Annotated in this window: 2 protein-coding genes and 1 pseudogene; all 3 read left to right on the top strand. The window is 62.9% G+C overall.

Annotated features, from left to right (window positions below):
• Positions 1-773: phage BR0599 family protein (locus ARC63_RS00755; RefSeq protein ID WP_057502278.1), on the top strand; the 773-nt coding region annotated here is incomplete at its 5' end.
• Positions 774-925: 152 nt separating this feature from the next.
• Positions 926-1,204, top strand: coding sequence for a hypothetical protein (locus ARC63_RS00760; protein ID WP_139042348.1), 279 nt, complete (start codon positions 926-928; stop codon positions 1,202-1,204).
• 156 nt (positions 1,205-1,360) lie between these two features.
• Positions 1,361-1,684, top strand: a pseudogene (locus tag ARC63_RS00770) (hypothetical protein); the annotation flags it as partial.

Below are 1,684 nucleotides of genomic sequence, written 5' to 3' on the forward strand. Positions count from 1 at the left end.
CATCCGGCGCGCGCGACATGATGATCGGTAATGGGGATGGTGCAAGGCTCTATCGCTCGGCGCCCGGCATCGAGCGCAGTGCTGTGAATGAAACCAGCGAGCGATCGCAGAACAAGCTGACCATCAAGATGCCGTTCCTGTTGAATCCGGCCGCTGCCGAGCTGCCGGTGACGCAGGAGTTCGGCCGTATCTTTCGGCCCTATGCGCCAAGCGGCCGGGTTTCCGTTGTGTGCATGAAGGTCCACAGCAACGACCCGGACCTGCAGGCGGTGATCGAGTGGACGGGCCAGGTGGTATCACCGCGCTTCACTGACACCACCCTGACCCTGACCTGCGAGCGTAATAACTCCCGCAAGGGTTTCCGGGGCAATACGGGCCGGTTCACCCGGGGCTGCTGGAAGGCGCTGTATCGGTGTGGGGTAGCGATGTCGGATCACGCTGTGGAGGCCGTGCTGGCTTCCGTGGGTGGTGCCACCTTGCGCTCAGCTGCGTTTGCCGCGTTCCCCGCTGGTCGCTTGGAAGGCGGGGTCATGGTCTGGGCGCGCAGCAACGGCCTGGCGGAGACGCGGACGATCAACTCGCACGCCGGCGACACCATCACCCTCAACTACCCCGGTCCTGAACTGGCTGCGGGTCTGACGGTCACGGTCGCGCCTGGGTGTGCACACACATTCGCCGACTGCGGCAGCTACTTCCAGAACACGCCCAACTATGGCGGCCAGCCGCAGTTGAACGTGGAGAACCCCTTTGACGGACACCGGATCTCATGGTGAGCACTGATCGGCAACAACCTCGGCGCGGCCTGCGTCGGCTCTTGTATGTGTATGGGTGGCGTCTCAGGTACTGGTGGCATGACACGGAGTCCGGTGCTCTTGCGCGGCGCGTCATGGCGCTTGCGTTGGCCCTAGGCGGCCTCGTGCTACTGGTGAATCAGTTCCGTTCGCCCTTCCCGCAACGGGAGCCGCAGCAGGCCTTTGTGTGGTGGGTGCAGCTGATCATCATGATCGTATCGATGCTGATCAGTGCGCTGCTCGCCCGGACGAACCAGACCAAGCCGGAAGTGCAGACGCCCGATATCCCCACCACCGAAGAAGGCACCGCCGTGAAGCGCATCTATGGAACTGTGCGGATCTCCGAGCCGCAGGTACTTGCGTGGCGGTCGGCCGGTACCGACAAGATCCGCAAGGGAGGCGGCAAGAAATGATCGTAACCCTTGAGCACTTGCGCACGATTCCGGGCTTCGGCAACAAGCCAGGCTTCTGCTCGCGTGGCGGTAGGGACTGGTTTGCCGCGCATGGGTTGGATTGGAATGCGTTCCGTAAGGAGGGTATCGAGGCCGAGAGGCTGGTCGCTACAGGTGATGGCCTGGCCCTGGCATTGGTTGCGCACGCTCAGCGAATGGAGGCCAGCGATGGGCGGCGGAGGTAAGAAGACCGTTGGTTACTGGTACAAGCTCAAGCTGCTTTTCGGCCTGTGTCAGGGGCCGGTGGATGAGTTCGTGCAGTGGGACGTGGATGATGCAACGGCATGGGCTGGCGTGGTCACGTCCAACGGGTCGATCTGGATTCACGCCGAGAACCTGTTCGGCGGTGAGGATGAGCAAGGCGGCATCGAGGGCGAGGCTGAGATCATGTTCGGCCGCGAGGACCAGCAGATCAATCCCTGGCTTCCGCCGAATCTCGGT

Source organism: Stenotrophomonas geniculata ATCC 19374 = JCM 13324, from assembly GCF_001431625.1.
Lineage (GTDB): Bacteria > Pseudomonadota > Gammaproteobacteria > Xanthomonadales > Xanthomonadaceae > Stenotrophomonas > Stenotrophomonas geniculata.